Annotated in this window: 11 protein-coding genes; 5 read left to right on the top strand and 6 right to left on the bottom strand. The window is 44.5% G+C overall.

Annotated elements, in window-relative coordinates; all coding sequences use genetic code 11:
- Nucleotides 1-11: 11 nt before the first annotated feature.
- Together lepB and dapB are read right to left on the bottom strand one after the other, a co-directional pair.
- On the bottom strand, nt 12-1,484 hold the full coding sequence (gene lepB / locus K429_RS0109155) for a signal peptidase I (RefSeq protein WP_026366702.1): 1,473 nt from the start codon (nt 1,482-1,484) through the stop codon (nt 12-14).
- Nucleotides 1,485-1,629: 145 nt separating this feature from the next.
- Nucleotides 1,630-2,391: a 4-hydroxy-tetrahydrodipicolinate reductase gene (gene dapB, locus K429_RS0109150; protein WP_026366701.1), complete on the bottom strand. Its 762-nt coding sequence runs from the start codon at nt 2,389-2,391 to the stop codon at nt 1,630-1,632.
- 96 nt (nt 2,392-2,487) lie between these two features.
- Between dapB and K429_RS0109145 the strand changes: the two genes are divergently transcribed.
- The 5 genes from K429_RS0109145 (at nt 2,488) to K429_RS0109125 (ending at nt 9,812) form a co-directional block, all read left to right on the top strand.
- Nucleotides 2,488-3,762: a DUF2851 family protein gene (locus tag K429_RS0109145; protein ID WP_026366700.1), complete on the top strand. Its 1,275-nt coding sequence runs from the start codon at nt 2,488-2,490 to the stop codon at nt 3,760-3,762.
- Between the two features lie 234 nt (nt 3,763-3,996).
- Nucleotides 3,997-4,512, top strand: a complete 516-nt coding sequence (locus K429_RS0109140) for a hypothetical protein (protein WP_022208309.1) — start codon at nt 3,997-3,999, stop codon at nt 4,510-4,512.
- A 103-nt stretch (nt 4,513-4,615) separates the two neighbouring features.
- Nucleotides 4,616-5,308, top strand: coding sequence for a DUF6250 domain-containing protein (locus K429_RS0109135; RefSeq protein WP_026366699.1), 693 nt, complete (start codon nt 4,616-4,618; stop codon nt 5,306-5,308).
- Between the two features lie 21 nt (nt 5,309-5,329).
- Nucleotides 5,330-8,416: a chondroitinase family polysaccharide lyase gene (locus tag K429_RS0109130; protein ID WP_155923392.1), complete on the top strand. Its 3,087-nt coding sequence runs from the start codon at nt 5,330-5,332 to the stop codon at nt 8,414-8,416.
- Nucleotides 8,417-8,444: 28 nt separating this feature from the next.
- Nucleotides 8,445-9,812, top strand: a complete 1,368-nt coding sequence (locus K429_RS0109125; protein WP_044096594.1) for a sulfatase — start codon at nt 8,445-8,447, stop codon at nt 9,810-9,812.
- Between the two features lie 9 nt (nt 9,813-9,821).
- On the opposite strand, the gene K429_RS0109120 is transcribed toward K429_RS0109125, so the two are convergent.
- The 4 genes from K429_RS0109120 to K429_RS0109100 form a co-directional block, all read right to left on the bottom strand.
- A complete protein-coding gene (locus K429_RS0109120; protein ID WP_026366696.1) occupies nt 9,822-10,763 on the bottom strand; it encodes a tRNA-dihydrouridine synthase family protein in 942 nt (313 codons plus the stop codon).
- A 34-nt stretch (nt 10,764-10,797) separates the two neighbouring features.
- On the bottom strand, nt 10,798-11,925 hold the full coding sequence (locus tag K429_RS0109115) for a glycoside hydrolase family protein (RefSeq protein ID WP_026366695.1): 1,128 nt from the start codon (nt 11,923-11,925) through the stop codon (nt 10,798-10,800).
- A 350-nt stretch (nt 11,926-12,275) separates the two neighbouring features.
- Nucleotides 12,276-15,176, bottom strand: coding sequence for a chondroitinase family polysaccharide lyase (locus K429_RS0109105; protein ID WP_026366693.1), 2,901 nt, complete (start codon nt 15,174-15,176; stop codon nt 12,276-12,278).
- A gap of 129 nt (nt 15,177-15,305) precedes the next feature.
- Nucleotides 15,306-16,910, bottom strand: a complete 1,605-nt coding sequence (locus tag K429_RS0109100; RefSeq protein WP_007211013.1) for a RagB/SusD family nutrient uptake outer membrane protein — start codon at nt 16,908-16,910, stop codon at nt 15,306-15,308.
- Between the last annotated feature and the right edge of the window lie 14 nt (nt 16,911-16,924).

The following is a 16,924-nucleotide window of genomic DNA, read 5'->3' as shown; positions in this document are numbered from 1 at the left end:
TTCATTTGGTATCATTTTACCCACTTGAATATCCGGTTCCAACGGATTTTTCCATCAAACCAACCACGATCCTTATCGAGTGATAACCAGACAACAATTGGCTTACCTACAATATGGTCTTCCGGCACGAAACCCCACGAACGGGCATCGGCTGAGTTGTGGCGGTTATCGCCCATCATCCAGTAATAATCCATTTTGAAGGTATATTCGTCCGTCTTCTTGCCATTAATATAGATGCCGTCTTCTTTTACTTCCAGTGTATTACCTTCATAAGCTCTGATAGGGCGTTCGTAGATCGGCAGATTGTCCTCAGTCAGCTTGATGGTGGCACCTTTTTTCGGTATCCAGATCGGGCCGTAGTTGTTGCGGTCCCATTTGGTGTAAAGGTTCAACGGATACATTTGGCCGGAGAATATTTCCGGTTCCATAACGATGCTGCTGACGAGTTTCTTATTGGCAGACAGGGTTTCATACATTTTCTTCGTCAGTGGTAAGTCATAGGCCGGAGCCAGGCGACCTTGTGCGTCACGGTGAGTCAAGCCCATTTCCATTAATAAACCTTCGTTGCTGATTAATGTTTGGTCGTCCTTGCTGATACCCAGTTCGCGGAACATATCTTCAGTAATGTAGGGTCCTGTAGTCTGTACGAAGTAGTTGAGCTGCATTTCTTCAGGGTTTTCGAGAGGTTTGCCATCGATATATACCTGTGCATCTTTGATTTCCAGTGTGTCTCCGGGTAAGCCAACGCAGCGCTTTACGTAATTTTCCCGGCGGTCTACGGGGCGGACAACGATATCACCGTACATCTTGGGATTGGAACGTATCAGATTTCTTCCGGCATTATAATACAGATCGTAGACAGTGCGTTGTTGCTTGCGCGTCAAACTGTCCATATTTACCGGATTCGGATAGAGGCGTTGTCCTTCGTTGTAGGCAAGGGTGTAGAAATCCGTTTGCTGGAAGTTAGTGGCTACGGTGTCTCCGGCAGGGAAGTTGAATACTACGATATCATTCCGCTTCACTTTACCCAGACCCGGAACACGTTTATAGTCCCATTGGGGCCACTCGATGTATGATTTTGTATTCACTAGCGGCAAGGTGTGTTGTGCTAATGGCATAGACAGTGGTGTGTTTGGCACACGCGGACCATAACTCAACTTGCTGACATAAAGATAATCGCCTACCAGCAAAGATTTCTCCAGAGAAGAAGAAGGTATCTGATAGTTCTGAAATACATAGATGTTGACGAAATAAACAGCTACCAGTGCAAACACGATAGCATCTACCCAACTCATAACACTGCGTACAGCCGGATTCTCTGATTTCTTCCAGAAGCCCCAGGGAATTTTCTTGCTGATGTAGATGTCGAAGATGAAAGGTAGGACAATCAGCCCCAACCAGCTTTTTACCCATATCAGGAAAGCGAGGTAAAGCACGGTGACGATTGCGAATTTAACCCATTGGGCGCGAGTAGCTTTTCTCATTATTATATTATTTTTGTTGTTCACCACAGATTTTGTTGTTCACCACAGATAACACAGATTCACACAGATTTTTTTTAATACTAAAATTTAATTCTGCTCTCTTTCATCTGTGTGAGTCTGTGTAATCTGTGGTGAAGCGTGTTTATTATTTTAAGAACGGGAACAAGTCACTCATTCCCAGATAACCTTGCTTGTCAGCAGTATATTCGGCAGCAAGAACGGCACCCAGTGCAAAACCTTTTCGATTCTTGGCATCGTGTGTCAGGATGATGCTGTCTGCTTCCGATTCGTAACGGATCACATGAATGCCCGGTACTTCACCTTCGCGGATGGAGCTGACAGGAATTTCATCTGCTGCACATTCGGCAGAACCGGAAACACTTCCGTCCGGTGCCTGCAAAGTTCCCTTTACCCAATGATCTTTACGGTCGATATTTTCCAGAATTTCTTCGGCAAGCGTGATGGCCGTACCGCTTGGTGCATCCAGTTTATGAATATGGTGTGTCTCGCTCATCGTCACGTCGTAGGCAGGAAACTGGTTCATAATCTTTGCCAGATACTTATTCACGGCAGAGAAGATGGTCACGCCCAAGCTGAAATTGGATGCCCAGAACAGCGTTTTACCTCCTTGGGTACAAAGTTTCTTGATTTCCTCACCGTGTTTGTCCATCCATCCGGTACTGCCGGAAACCAACTTCACTCCGGCTTCGAAGGTTTTTATATAATTGGAGTAGGCTACCATCGGATTTGTGAATTCTATGGCAACGTCTGCGCTCTTGAAAGCGTCCGAGTTAAAATCCTCCTGGTTGTTTACGTCGATGATGCTGACAATCTCGTGTCCGCGACTGAGGGCAATCTTTTCGATTTCCTTACCCATTTTACCGTAACCGATTAATGCTATTTTCATTCTTTCTTCTGATTAAATTCACTTTATCAACGTTCTATAGGTCGCAAAGATAATCTTTTTCTTACATTTGTTGCGTACATTAACTTCTTGTTAACAATGGAACTACTATTGCATTATGTCTGGAAGCATAAAATCTTTCCGTTAAAGGTGCTCCAGACCACCACCGGCGAACCGGTTGAAGTGATAGATGCCGGACTACCGAACACAAACGCAGGCCCCGACTTCTTCAATGCCAAACTAAAAATTGGCGGTACCCTTTGGGTGGGAAACATCGAAGTGCATACGTTGGCATCCGATTGGATGAGGCATGGTCACGATAAAGATGCAGCTTATGACAATGTCATTCTGCATGTAGCGGAAACTGTAGATTGCGAAGTGTTTCGTGCAAACGGAGCACCGGTGCCACAACTGCAACTATCCTGTCCTGAATCTGTTCGTCAGCGTTATGATGAACTGGGTCATGCGGAAATCTATCCTCCTTGTTATTCCATATTGTCTTTTCTTCCGAAACTAACAGTCCATTCCTGGCTTTCTGCTTTGCAGGTAGAACGTTTCGAGCAGAAAGCCCATGTGATTGCCGCCCGGTTGGAGCGATGCAATAATCATTGGGAAGATGTATTCTTTATCACCTTGGCCCGCAACTTTGGTTTCGGGCTGAATGGGGATGCCTTTGAAGCATGGGCCAGTCGTCTGCCTTTTCGTGCGATAGATAAGCACCGGGATAATCTCTTTCAAGTAGAAGCCTTCTTTTTGGGGCAAGCCGGGCTGCTGGATGAAGAACTGCCGGATGCAGACGGGTATTATCTGAAGTTGCAGAAGGAATTTCGCTACTTGCAGCATAAGTTTGAACTGCCTGTTCCGATGGCTGCTACTCAATGGCGCTTTCTTCGCTTACGTCCGGGTAATTTCCCTCATGTCCGCTTGGCGCAGTTGGCAAATCTTTATTATAAAGAGCAGTCCTTATTCTCCCGTATTATGGAAGCGGATACGCTGGAAGCTGTCCGGAAACTACTGACTGTCGCTACCTCTCCGTATTGGGAAGAGCATTTCAATTTCCGGAAAGTCTCTTCCTCCTGTGAAAAACAAGTGGGAAAGAATGCCCAGAACCTGATTGTTATTAATACTGTCATCCCTTTTTTATATGCTTATGGCTTGCATAAGGCGAATGAGGAGCTTTGCGAACGGGCTACGGGCTTTCTAGAAAGTCTGAAAGCGGAGGATAATCATATCATCCGCCACTGGAGTGGGGCAGGACTACCTGTATCTACTGCTGCTGATTCGCAGGCTTTGTTGCAGCTTCAGAAAGAGTATTGCGATAAGAAAGATTGCTTACGCTGTCGTTTTGGGTTTGAGTATCTGAGGCAGAAATGAAACATATGATGAAGGGTTACATGATAAGGGTGCAGGATCTATATATCGGATATGTTGCATCTATATATCGGACGCGTTGCATCTATATATCGGTCATGCTGCATCTATAGATGGGACATGCTGCATCTATAGATCCAACACCACCGTATAATATTCTTTTTCCTTTTTATCTCAAATCTGCGGATTTGCATTATCTTTGCGCCTGATTAATAAACCCTTTGACATTGTAACTAAATGAAGGCAATTCACTTTGTATTTTGTCTTTTCGCGGTACTTATGCTGACGACTACGAATGGTCATGCTGCCGCAACTAATGAGGACTTCCAGACATTCCTCAAGAAATTTACTTCCAGTGCTTCTTTCCAGTATTCCCGTATCAAGTTTCCGTTGAAAACTCCCATAGCCTTGTTAGAGGAAGATGGTGAGACGGAGAAGACTTTTCCGTTTACACGTGATAAGTGGGCGTTGCTGGGTGAAGATGCGTTTAAAGAAGAACGTATCACAGACGAAGAGGGCGGAGTTTATGTCTCCCGGTTTACCGTGAACAACCCCAAGCATAAAGAGTTTGAGGCTGGCTATGATGAGTCGGAAGCTTCCCTTCGCGTAGTGTTCGAACTGATTGACGGGAAGTGGTACGTTACCGATTGCTATACTGACTGGTATAATTTCGATCTTCCTATCAGTGAACTGCCGGAAACCATCACTACGATAGAAGAGGAGAATAAAGCGTTTGAGGAGATGCATCCTTAAATTACTAAAATATACCTTTTCTGTACGATTTATGTGTCATTTTCTCTAAAAAGTACCGTTTCTTTGCAATGTGGAAATATTGTAAACGAAACTAATACCGGAAATGACACATTCATCTTTCATACAAATTCTGTGGAAATGTCTTTTTCTTTTCCTGCCCTGTACCGTATTGGCACAGGATCGGCTCTCATTGGGCCATTGGATAGCCGAAGACCAGTCGGGAATAATGGACTTCACCATTCGTGAAGATACTCTTGAATTGATTGTCCCCGAAGGACTTACTTTATGGTATAAAGATCGCCTGACCGGCGATTACGAGATCAGTTACCATATCTGTATGGTAATGAATGGCGGTAAACACGACCGTCTGAGTGATATGAACTGCTTCTGGGCTGCAAACGACCCGAAACATCCCGGCAAACTCTTGGCACGTTCCACTTGGCGAAACGGTGTCTTCCGCAACTATAATACATTGAACCTTTTTTATGTAGGCTATGGTGGTAATGATGATACCACTACCCGTTTTCGTCGTTACTACGGTCAGTTTTATGATGTAGACGAGGCCCGTATCAAACCTCTGATTAAAGAATATACCGACCCGGCTCATCTGTTGAAGCCTAATCAATGGTATTATATTCAGATCCGCGTTCAGGACAATTGCACAACTTTTCTTGTAGATGGTGAGGAACTTTTCCGTCTGCCTCTCGAAGCCGGTGCAGGCGATGGACATTTTGGCTTACGCCTTCTTCAAAATCATGTCCGCTTCACGAATTTCCGTATCGAACACTTGAATTAACTCTATTAATATTCTCATACCATGATGACGAAACTTAATCTGATGAAACCTATTCTTGCCGCTGTATGCACTGCACTGTTTTCTTTCAGCCTGTCGGCACAGGTTGTAAAGAATGACCGGTTGCTCTCTTTTGAACAACCTGAACTTCCTGCCGGGCTGAGCGCTACGAAGGCCACGCTTGGCATTAGCGACCAACATTATAAAGACGGTACGCATAGTTTGCGCTGGACGTTTGAACCCGGTTCTGTACTAACCCTTCAGCGTGATCTGAAGTTTGAGAAGAAAGACCCTACCGGAAAAGACACTTATCTTTCCGCTTTTATAGTTTGGGTGTACAATGCAAAGGCTCAGGATACTACTATTGAGTTTGAATTCCTGAAAGATGGAAAGAAGTGTACTTCCTTTCCTTTCGGTATTAACTTCACCGGCTGGCGTGCTGCGTGGGTCTGCTACGAGCGCGATATGCAAGGCACTCCTGAACCCGGGATGAATGAACTGCGTATCGTTGCACCTGATGTAAAGGGAGAGTTGTTCATAGACCATCTGATAACTGCCAGTAAAGTGGATGCCCGTCAGCAAACAGCTGATGTGCAGGTGCCTTTCGTTAATAAAGGAACCACCAACCATTGGCTGGTGATTTATGAACACTCCCTGTGGAAACCGGAAATAGCCCTTACTCCGGTTAGCGAGAAAGACAGACAAGATATGCAGTTGATGGAGAAACGTTTCCGCGATATGCTTTATACTCCTTCTAAACTGACAGAAAAAGAGATGAAAAGTATCCGTAAGAAATATGATTTCTATGGGATTACTTATAAAGACGGTGTTGTAAGCGGACTACCCATCTTTATGGTACGCCAGGCTGAAGCTTACGAACGTATGTATCCCAACTGGGACAAAGGCATGTTCACCAAGTTAGGGATGGAGATGAGTGAGTATTTCAATCTGATGCGCCGGATAGCCTATGCCTATAACAACGCTTCGGATACTGTGACAAAGGATGAGCTGAAACAAAAGTTCCTGGCCATGTACGACCACATCACCGATCAGGGAGTGGCTTATGGCAGTTGTTGGGGGAATATCCATCATTACGGATACAGTATGCGCGGTTTGTATGTGGCCTATTTCCTGATGAAAGATGTATTGAGAGAAGCCGGAAAGCTGAACGAAGCGGAACGTACCTTGCGCTGGTATGCCATCACCAATGAAGTATATCCTAAACCCACGGTCAATGGCATTGATATAGATACTTTCAATACGCAGACGCAGGGGCGCATGGCAAGTATCCTGATTATGGAAGATACTCCTGAGAAACTTCAATATCTCCGTTCTTTCTCCCGTTGGATAGATTATGGTTGCCGTCCGGCACTCGGATTGGCCGGTTCTTTCAAAAAAGACGGTGCTTGTTTCCACCATCGCAATAACTACCCGGCTTATGCGGTCGGCGGTCTGGATGGTGCCACGAATATGATTTATCTGTTGAGCGGAACAGGATTCAAAGTTTCTGAAATAGCGCACGAAACAGTAAAGAATGTATTGCTCACTATGCGTTTCTATTGTAATACCAAGCAATGGGCTCTTTCCATGTCAGGACGCCATCCCAATGGAAAGGGACAGTTGATTCCTATACAATATGCTACTTTGGCATTGGCTGGCACTCCCGATGGAAAACAAAAATACGATCCTGAACTGGCTGCTGCTTATCTGCGTCTGGTTTCTTATACGGAAACTCCTGATAAGAATTCTCCTGATTATCTACCGAAAGCATCTACTGCCCATGAACAGAAATTGAAACAACTATTTGAAGTACAGGGATTCCGCCCCGAACCCGATCCGCAAGGTAATTTGGCGTTAGGGTACGGCTGCGTTTCAGTACAGCGCCGGGATAATTGGGCTGCTGTGGTACGTGGGCATTCCCGTTACCTTTGGGCAGCCGAACATTATCTGGATGCTAATTTCTTCGGTCGCTACCTGGCCCACGGAAGTATGCAGATATTGACCGGAAAACCCGATGAAATGGTTACTTTTACAACCAGTGGTTGGCAGGAAGCAGGCTTTGACTGGAACCGTTTTCCCGGTACGACGACTATTCATTTGCCATTCGATCAGCTTCGTGCCAAAGTGATGAATGTAGATACTTTCTCAGGTATGGAAGAAATGCTTTATTCCGACGAGGCTTTTGCAGGCGGTTTGTCTCAGGCAAAATTAAATGGTAACTTCGGCATGAAGCTTCACGAGCATGACAAGTACAACGGTTCACACCGTGCCCGTAAATCTTATCACTTCTTCAATGGAACGATCGTATGTCTGGGAACGGATATTGAGAATACAAATGAAGAGTTCCCGACAGAAACTACCGTTTTCCAGTTGGCAGCCACTACTCCCGAAATGCATGATTACTGGGCAACTTATAAAAGTGACGGACAGACCTATATCGATCCTAACGGAGTAGGATATTATCTGTCGAAAAATACGATGAAAGCGGCGAAATATGAAAGGAATTTCCCACAAGTTACCGTAGGTGAACGTAATCCGAAACCTACTTCCGGTGATTGGGTTTCATTGGTATTAGAGCATGGAAAAGCTCCGAAAGGTGCTTCCTATGAATATGCTGTCCTGCCCCGTACGGATGCAGCTTCCTTGAAAGCTTTCGCAAAGAAACCGTCTTACAAGGTATTGCAACAGGATCGCAACGCTCATATCGTTCGTTCTCTGACTAATAACCTGACTTCATATGTGCTTTTTGAAACACCACAGGCATTGCCCGGGGAGGGATTGCTACAGAAAGCTGATACTTCCTGCCTCGTCATGATACGTGAAGACAGAGATAAGCTCTTATTGACCGTTTCCCAACCGGATCTGGCACTATATCGAGGTCCGAGCGATGAGGCTTTTGACAAGGATGGCAAACGTATGGAACGCAGTATCTATTCGCGTCCCTGGATTGATAATGATAGTGGTGAAATACCTGTAACCGTTACTTTAAAGGGTGAATGGAATGTTGCAGAAACTCCTTATTGCAAAGTGATTTCCAAAGATAAGCAGCAGACTGTTTTGCAATTTACGTGCAGAGATGCCGCCAGCTTCGATGTGGAACTGAAAAAATAATGAAGTTAATCCTTAAAATAGAACTGTGATGAAAGTAAAGAATATAATGTTGTGTGCAACGGCTGTCGTTCCTTCTTTGGCTTGGGCGAAAGAGTTGCCTAATATCATCTACATTGTTACCGATCAGCAGACAGCCTCTGCGATGAGTTGCATGGGAAACGATGACTTGCATACTCCGAATATGGATAAACTGGCACAGGCGGGTGTTCTGTTCCGTAATGCCTATTGTTCTACGCCCCTGAGTGGACCTGCCAGGGCAGCTATGTTTACAGGCTATACTTCGCACGAAGTAGGACTTGCCCGAAATGGTACGCCGATACCGGATTCATTGCGTACCCGGACTTTGGGAACACTGATGCAAAATGCCGGTTATGATTGTATCTATGCCGGTAAATGGCATGTACATACTGCCTCCATGCCGGATAAAGAGTTTGGCTTTACTACTATCCATCCTCATAGTGATAATGGGCTGGCGGAAGCCTGTGGCGGCTTTCTGGAACAAAAACATACCAAACCCTTCTTCTTGGTGGCAGGATTCGATAACCCGCATAATATCTGTGAGTACGCACGTAGCCAGAATTTGCCTTGGGGAAATATAGAAGACCTGCCGCAGAATGAGTGGCCGGGACTACCTCTTAATTTTGCTAAGAATCCCTATGACGCTGATGTTATCAGTTATGAGCAGAGCCTGAATTATTCGGCTTATCCTACCCGTAACTATACTCCGGATGATTGGCGCCGTTACCGGAACCTCTATTACCGTCTGGTTGAAAAGGTGGATGCGGAAATCGGTAAGATTCTGAATGCTATAGATAAACAGGATTTATGGAAGAATACAGTCGTGATATTTACCAGTGATCATGGCGACGGAGTGGGAGCACACCACTGGAACCAGAAATCGGCTTTATATGAAGAGGTGGTAAATATCCCTCTGATTGTAACCTTACCGGGAAAGAAGAATGCCGGCAAGGAGATGCCGCAACTCGTGAATAATGGTGTCGATTTCTTTGCAGCAGTTTGCGACTGGGCAGGCATCCGGCTTCCTGAAGGGCTGCATGGTGTCTCTTTCAGATCGTTGGTAGAGAAAGCTGATCCGTCATTGAAGCATCAGGACTATATCGTAACCGAAACTACTTTCGATAAAGGTGGAAATACACGTGGCTGGGCTTTGCGTACCTCTCGCTATAAATATGTGTTATATGACAAAGGCCGTTACCGTGAGCAACTTTTTGATATGGAAAAAGACCGTGGCGAAATGCGGAACCTCGCCATCGAGGAGAAATACAAAGAGATCCTGTTGCAACACCGTGAGTACCTGCACGACTGGATGAAGTTGCATCATGTAGCGCAGATACGTAAAGATGTACATACGATTCCGGGCGTAAATCCGGAATAAGATGAATGATTACCCCAACAAGCTGCGGACTGCCGCCTGGTAAGTTTCCAGCTTGTTGGACTTATGAATCGCCTTTTTTGCCTTTCGGTCTCCGTCCGGCATCAGATATTCCCAGAAGTTTTTCATTTTCGTCAGCAGTTGTTTGTCTCCCCCTTCCAGAAGATTGCCATACTGGGCAAATACGTCAGCATGGAACAATCTGAGTCTCTCCTGCATATCCTTTTCGGAAAGCGGATGTCCCTGTTGATACTCTAAAGCTAAGGCGGGATTGGCAAGCAGTCCACGACCTATCATGATACCTGCCAGTCGTGGAAAGCGTTCGCTGATAGTCTGTATATCTTCTACTGTAAGTAAATCACCGTTATAAATAAGCGGATGGCTGCATTCGTTGTAGAAGGCTTCAAAACCTTTTAAATCCACTTCCCCTTTATATTGCTGTTTTCCCAATCGGGGATGCATAATGATATGTGTCAGTGGCAGTTCATTCAGAAAGGGTAGCAAAGCCAGACATTCTTCCGGGTTCTCCCAACCCAACCTCATCTTGACAGAGAACTGAAGGTCGGGGTGATTCTTTATGGCAGCAGTCAGCAACTCCCGTACTTCTTCGGGATAAGGAAGCATTCCCGAACCATTGTGCCGTTTAGCCAAAAGAGGGAAAGGACATCCCAGATTTATGTCCACATTCTTATATCCTTTTTCGATGAATAGGGCAATTATCTGCTCCATTTTGTCCACATCGGGAGCAATGAGCTGTGGAATAAGCTGCACGCCACGGTTGTTTTCCAGAGTAATCTCGCGCATGTCTTTTTTTCGGATTTCTCCGTGCTCTACACGTACAAAAGGAGTATAATAGCTCTCTACACCACCGAATATACGGGCATGCGCTTGTCGGTAAATAGCCTCGGTGTAACCTTGCAGCGGGGCAAAATGAATGGGGAGGGTACTCTGCATATCAATTAGTTATTCAATATTTCTGCAAAGGTAACTATTTTAGCGGAATAACCATGTTCCAGGAGTGTGTCCCGTTTTCAAATTCGCCCGGACCATCCATTGTTGCAAAGAATATGAATGTTGGCTTGCCATCCTCAAAAAGAATGAATGGACGCTCCAATTGTCCTTGTTTCGCTATTGTGCCGTCTTCCCACTCTACTGTTTTTGAGTATGCTTTCGGGTCTTTATCAACAGTCCAGTTGATGCCATCTTTGGAATGTGCCATAACACCACCTCCTTTTTCACCTGTAAATTTAGCTACATGATCCTTAAAGATAGCATGGTATCCCTTATCGTCTTTCCAAAGAAAAGGATCTTCCGCTTCTCCTTGTCCGGCTACCTGGAAAATGGGTTGTTCATTGTTTAATACTCGGTAAGGGCCTTCGATAGTCGGAGCATAGGCGATTCCTAAAGCCATATTTGAATACTTCCCGTCCTCCATGTGTCTACGTCCTTTGAAAATCATCATGACAGAACCATCTTCCTGTACCACTGGCGAGGGATTGGAAGTCAGGAAACTAAAGAAAGTATTGGGTTTCGTTTTCAGAATAGGCTCATCCAGACGCTTCCATGGTCCGTATGGTGAATCGGCAACAGCCAGCCCGATGCGCTTGTTGGAGCGTGCTACTGTGCACCAGGGACTGTTGAGTGTTAACTGGTCGTATGTTGGATCTACGAAGGGGTGAGTGGACCCCATATAAATCAGATAGTATTTATGATTGTATTTCAGTATTCGCGGATTGTGTGTAGAACGTCCGTCCCAATACTGTGCACCACGTGCCGGAAGTGCTACTTCACTAAACTGGTAAGGTCCTTGCGGTACATTCGATACGGCATGTACAATCTCTGAAGCCACCATCCAGCCAGGATGGAAGGGGAGTGACTTGGGAAAACGGGATACGAACATATGATACTTGCCATCGTCTCCTTTTACCACGGAACTTCCCCAACTCCAATAACCTTCACTTTCAAAAGCAGGTGTTTCTATTGCTTTGTCCAACCGATGGAATAAAGAATTCTGTGATTTCTGTTTTAACTCTATCAAGTTATCAATCTGCTGTGCACGAAGCATACTGATTGAAGAGAGAAGTACCAGCGCAAATAAGAAATAACTCTTTTTCATGGTTGTATTCTTGTTTAATATTATGATTTAAACTCTATTACCCTCCTGAATATCTGTTGGCTGGTCTCATTATCTCTTTAACCTCCTCTGGAAGGTGTCAGAACCATATCTGAGCCATACTTGCTCCGTACCAACTCCGTGCTTTCTCCGTATAAAGGTACCTCTGAGTGGAGAATGTACGGAGCAAGTACGGCTCAGATAGGTTCCGGGTATGGAGCAGGTATACTGTGGAAGCAGAACCTACTGTATGAAAACCGGAAAAAGATAGCCAATGCTTTTTATGAATGTAACAAAGATAAATTATTAATTAAGCTCTTCCTATAATTGATACAAATATTCTTCCGTAATTCTCAATCTTGCTGGAGGCTGAATTCTACAGGTTGTCCATGTTGGCAATGAACAGTGAGAATGGTATTCTCTCCGTCTGCTGTCAGGGTTACTTTCTCATTGGGCGTACTGATTTTCCATTTTCCTTTTAATTCAAGTCTCTTTTTAAGAGCGCGGCTGGGGTTCTTGGTGGTATATGCCTTTTCCTCAATATTTAGGTTTGGATCACAAACGCTCATAATGATATTCGCTTTGTCTCTTCTATACATAACCATTGTTTCTGCAGGAATAAGGTTAAGCAGGCTATCCCGTTGCGAACGATAGGTTTCGAAGACAGCATAGGCAGTAATATCGGTTAATCGGTCGTGAACGATATGTGCACTATCATTCCGTTGTAATACTTCGTATGTTTGCGAAGCCTCATGTTCTTTTAATTCCTGATCGGTTGGCTGTATCCATACGAGGTATTCATACGTTCCATTTTTAGGGGCTTTTCCATGTTCAATCCATGCTGAAGCGAAAGTGCCCTGTGTTACAGCGCGTGTTTTTTCATGACGGGATTCTTGTTCCTTGATCTGTATTTGTACATTACCGTCTTTCACGAAATAATGATTATTGTAACCGTCTCTGATAGAAAGTAACTTTTCAGTAGTACCGGAAAGTTTCTTTTTGAAACTAATCTCTTTTTCTTCTTCTCCGTTAACGAGGATGGTGCTCTTTCCCTTTTGGAATGTACTCTGGAAGAGAGTTGTTTCGGTTGGATATTCGTTATTGCTGTTATGAATACCTGTTCCTAAACAGATCATCCGGTTTTCAAAACAGAAGACGGATTTGCGGGCCACGAAATCCGGAGTGAAGTTTTTCAGTTCACGTTCCATTAGTTTCGTAACAAACATGCCGTTTTTCCCTTCCAATGAACTACTGCCTGAGAAATTTTCTTTGGAATGTGCCATGGTAGTTCCCGGTAGCGGGCTATCCAGTAATTCGAATGGTAAGTGGATGGTCGTAGTGCCCGGTAGGCGATTCCAATCCCAACCATTCTCATCATAACCGCTGGCAAGGCGTGAGGGATATCCCATAATCTGGACGGAACCATAACTTTGATAACGTCCGTAGCGATTGTCTTTCCGGTAAATTTCAGATCCCCAAACATCAGTGGTATATCCCTTTAAGGTTACCATCCAATCGCTTCTCCGGAAAATGCCTGCCGCTCCATAGTTATATACAAAGAAGCCTTGCGGAGCAGCGGCGGGAGTGATACCTTGCGTTTTGAAGTAACGTGCTTCAGGGGTATCCTTTTCACAAAGCCGTAAATAGTCTGCTGCTAGATAATGATCGAAAGCCTTGCCTTCTCCTGATAAGTCTCCCGATAGAGCAAGATAAGCAAAAGCTGCTACATCATCCGCTTTCATCGAGCCACCGAAAGGATGTCGTCCGCTGATGCCAACTCCCCATTCATACTTGTTGGAGTAGTTGCGCATGGCAATAAAGGCGGATTTCAGTACTTGACGGGCTTCTTCGGTAGGTTCATAGACTGTCTTATTGGTTAAGGAGATGAATTGCCCTACCATGGCAAGGACACCTGTGGTATATGCCGGATAGAAACCGCCATGGTGGAAAGTGGTTCCGTCTACTTTGATACCTCCGATAGTGCCCGGAGTGTATTGAAGAGAAGAGGATACCCAACGGGAAAGACCTTTCAGTGCGCGTACTCGTTCTCGCTCGTCAGTGAACAGTAGTGTTGAAACTGTTTTAGCCATTAAGAGGGTGTGCCAACTGTCCAGTAGTTCATCTCTGCCGTATTGGTAAGGCTGACGGGTTTCTTGCAAGGCAGACCAGAAAATGAGGGTGGACAAGATATTATCGCGGTTGGGAGCTTTCCAGATGACGTCGCGCATTAACCAGGCTGTAGTATAGATTTTCCGTACCTGATATCCGTAATGATGATTGGTTCCCATTCCGCTACCGAAGGAGAACCCCTGATTGATGGCGAAGTCCCAGACGGTGAAGTAATTCTGACGGGAAATTTCGGAATGATTGTAATAAGCATCGTAAGCGAATCCGGAGAGCATTGTTTCCAGGTCATTCCAGGATATTTCTCCTTTGGAACGGTCCAATTCATCGGGAGTCAGGATAGGAGCACCTGTGAATCCAGTTCCGGAGCGTTGAATATTGGCTTTCTGAAAAATATCGTATGCTTTGGAAACAGCTTCCTTCGGTGCTTTCTGAATATCAAGGGCGGTGGTTAGCCGCTGTTCTACAGTACGCAGTTCGTCTTTTTCTGCTTGATTGAGGGTGGAAGGTAATGGAATATCATACTTATATTGCTCCCATTGCCAAACCCGGCACCAATGCCACAGGTCTCGATACGAGAGGGAGTTATTGTAAGGCATCTGCAAGTCGGGGGTAGTGCGGTCGTTCATCTTTTTCACAGGGAAAGTCAAACGATCCAGAAATATGCGGCCTTTTCGTTCAGGGGCTATCAGCCGGTAGCTTGCTATTTCTTTGTTTTGTTTATCTCCTTTCATGTGCTGGAAGCCGATCCAGCAAGCGCGCCAGCCAGCCGATGCCAACTGGAAACTGAACCAATAAGATACATCTCCTTGGGGGGAAAGGAATTCAAAACAAATGGAATCTTGTTGAGGGACTTCATTATAAATCCATAAGGTTATTCCGTATGAATTTTCCATTCGCTCATCAAGGGTGAGAGGCTGTTCAAGAGCAACGTTGAGCTTGGAACCGGAACGGAAATCCCATTTCAGACTCTGTTTCCCTTCTTTATAATACTGAGTAGATAAAGTTATCTTTCCCTTATCACTTGTTTGAAACTGCTTGGGAATCCCAGTCTCAAAACCTATCAGTTGGGCAAAGGATACTTGACCGCATAGCAGCGCAAGGATGAATAGCAAGTGTTTTCTGGTCATAAGGCATATTGTTTTTAAGTTTTTAAAAAGAGGGAGAGGAACCTCACGGTCACTCTCCCCATACATATCAAATTGATTAAGGTCTATTTGATTTCATTTTAAGGTTAGAAGTTATGCGTAACTAAATGATTATTCCCAATATTTGTTTTGTTTTAGCTTAGTATTCACACCCAGTTCTTTGGTGGGGATAGGAAGAAACTGGTGCTTTTCCGATGTTCTTTGAGCGTAGGTAGCTGCACCGATGAAATTAGTACCGGTAGCCCAACGAGAGTCTTTTGTAGCAGCACCTAAATCATCGTGGATCGCTTTCTCGTAAATTCCCCATCGTACCAAGTCATATTTACGTAAAGATTCAAAACATAATTCACGGGCACGTTCGTCACGTACAGCTTGCTGAAAATCGCTATAAGATAAATTCTTCAGAGGATCGATTCCGGCACGTTCGCGTACTTCATTAATAGCTTCGTAGGCCGATGTTGTAGGACCTTGGTTGGCTTCGTTTTCAGCTTCAGCAAGCATTAACAGTACATCTGCATAACGTAATAGTGGGTAATTCTCAGGGGTATAGTTTTTGTGCTTTGTTGCAGCACTTTCCCATTCACGACGGAATTTTCCACAGGACCGTTGTACGATTTGCTTTGCAGTCCATTCTACCTTTTCTTCTTTGGCATTGATTTGGTAAGGTGCGATAGAGAGATCGCGACGCTTGTCTTTTTCGTCAAATAGATCCCAAAGTATTAGTGTGGGGGCGTAGAAACCGTAGGCATATCCATTACCTGGATTTGCAGTACCTTTCTGGATATTACCTATTACATTGCCAATGCGTCCAGCTGTGTAGCTACCATCATCGCGTGTACCTATAAATTCGGCTTCCCAGATAGATTCATTATATTCTGTATCATAAGTATCTGAAGCCATTGCTTTCCACATGGTATAAACATCAGGATTCAAGTGATGCTTATTTGAATTTTTAACTTGGGTTGCCCAGTAAGCTGCTTTTTCGAAGTAGGCTTTTCCATCACTGGAAATTTTTCCGTCAAATGGATAACAAGCACGCCACAAGTAAACGCGGGCAAGTACGCCCATAACTGAATTCTTCTTAACATATGACGGAGATAAATCATAGTTTGTATTATCTACCATATCTACGCAATCTTCCATTTCCTGGATAATCCAATCCAAAGCTTCAACATGCGAAGTTGCTTCTTTGGATGAATTGTTTACGTCCTTGAATGATTCTGGACGAAGAGGAACTTCGTACCATCCTTGAACTAATAAGAAGTGGTAGTATGCACGAAGAAATTTGGCTTCACCTTTGATTCGGGTTTTTATAGCATCTTCCATGTCAGCACCATCTACATTCTCTATTAGCATATTGGCATTATTAATCCCTTTATATAGAGTTTCCCATGCCCCCCAGATATATTGTTCGCTAGGGCTATGATCATTACCATATACGTAGCTGGCTGTTTGGCCTTCAGGGCGTTGGTAGTAGCTCAGATCATCTACATTGGAAATCATACATGAGTAATAGTTACCATAAGTTTGTTCGTAAACTAGTGTGTAATAAACTCCGGCCAAAGCCATTGTACATTCCGATTCGTTTGTATAGAACGTTTGTGGGGCAACAAAATCATAAGGTTTCGTATCTAAAAAGCTATCGCAGGAACTGATGGCCATTGTGGCACATAGGGCGAGGCTGATATTTCTCAAGCTTTTATATATTGTTTTCATATTCTGTTTTTTAT

Source organism: Bacteroides sp. 14(A) (assembly GCF_000526555.1).
Classification (GTDB): Bacteria; Bacteroidota; Bacteroidia; order Bacteroidales; family Bacteroidaceae; genus Bacteroides; species Bacteroides cellulosilyticus.
The sequence above is the reverse complement of the archived record's forward strand: the minus strand, read 5'-3'. Positions and strand labels throughout refer to the sequence as shown.

Bases quoted from the DNA above. Each gene is read 5' to 3' on its own strand.
- lepB (WP_026366702.1), bottom strand. From the start codon at position 1,484: ATGAGAAAAGCTACTCGCGCCCAATGGGTTAAATTCGCAATCGTCACC.
- K429_RS0109120 (WP_026366696.1), bottom strand. From the start codon at position 10,763: ATGCAGAGTACCCTCCCCATTCATTTTGCCCCGCTGCAAGGTTACACC.
- K429_RS0109125 (WP_044096594.1), top strand. From the start codon at position 8,445: ATGAAAGTAAAGAATATAATGTTGTGTGCAACGGCTGTCGTTCCTTCT.
- K429_RS0109105 (WP_026366693.1), bottom strand. From the start codon at position 15,176: ATGACCAGAAAACACTTGCTATTCATCCTTGCGCTGCTATGCGGTCAA.
- K429_RS0109130 (WP_155923392.1), top strand. From the start codon at position 5,330: ATGATGACGAAACTTAATCTGATGAAACCTATTCTTGCCGCTGTATGC.
- K429_RS0109115 (WP_026366695.1), bottom strand. From the start codon at position 11,925: ATGAAAAAGAGTTATTTCTTATTTGCGCTGGTACTTCTCTCTTCAATC.
- K429_RS0109100 (WP_007211013.1), bottom strand. From the start codon at position 16,910: ATGAAAACAATATATAAAAGCTTGAGAAATATCAGCCTCGCCCTATGT.
- dapB (WP_026366701.1), bottom strand. From the start codon at position 2,391: ATGAAAATAGCATTAATCGGTTACGGTAAAATGGGTAAGGAAATCGAA.
- K429_RS0109145 (WP_026366700.1), top strand. From the start codon at position 2,488: ATGGAACTACTATTGCATTATGTCTGGAAGCATAAAATCTTTCCGTTA.
- K429_RS0109135 (WP_026366699.1), top strand. From the start codon at position 4,616: ATGACACATTCATCTTTCATACAAATTCTGTGGAAATGTCTTTTTCTT.
- K429_RS0109140 (WP_022208309.1), top strand. From the start codon at position 3,997: ATGAAGGCAATTCACTTTGTATTTTGTCTTTTCGCGGTACTTATGCTG.